General features: G+C 32.3%; 1 protein-coding gene and 1 pseudogene. Both read right to left on the bottom strand.

Annotated elements, in window-relative coordinates:
• Nucleotides 1-118: helix-turn-helix domain-containing protein (locus GJS40_RS01210; protein ID WP_270895511.1), on the bottom strand; the 118-nt coding region annotated here is incomplete at its 3' end.
• Nucleotides 96-413, bottom strand: a pseudogene (locus tag GJS40_RS01205) (IS607 family transposase); the annotation flags it as partial. The gene GJS40_RS01210 and the pseudogene GJS40_RS01205, both read right to left, overlap by 23 nt.
• Between the last annotated feature and the right edge of the window lie 129 nt (nt 414-542).

Raw genomic sequence — 542 nt, 5'->3', positions numbered from 1 at the left:
TTTCAATTTGTTTATTTAAAGCCCAATTGTACGCCCATCTTGCTGTTCCAACGGATTTCCACAATTTTTCCTCTTGCTCTTTTGTTGGTTTAAGTCTAATTTTCACCGCCTTCATCATTTTCTCTCAACTCCTCAATCATTTTCTTGGCTTTATTAGCACGCTTACCTTGTAATTTACAACTAAAAACAGTTACGATTTGAATTAAATCTTCTACTAATTCTTGTTCTTGTGTTTTTTCAGTTGGATCAATGATCTCAATTTCAACATCATAGTGCTTGAATATGTTTTCAATTAATTCATACCCAAAACGAATCAATCTATCTTTATACAAAACAACAACTCTGTCTATTTCATGATGTATAGCCATTTCAATGATTTTATTTAAACCTTTTTTATTATAGTTAATTCCACTTCGGGTGTGTCAATAATTTTGTGTAAATAACCCTATTTCCGGTAGAAAAGTTAGCCTGCTTATTTTAGTTGATAAAACTTCTATCTCTAGGTTAAACACAGAGCCACAGCGGTAGCTGCTTGTCCTTGA

It is taken from the genome of Aliibacillus thermotolerans (assembly GCF_027853235.1).
GTDB lineage: Bacteria > Bacillota > Bacilli > Bacillales > Marinococcaceae > Aliibacillus > Aliibacillus thermotolerans.
The sequence above is the reverse complement of the archived record's forward strand: the minus strand, read 5'-3'. Positions and strand labels throughout refer to the sequence as shown.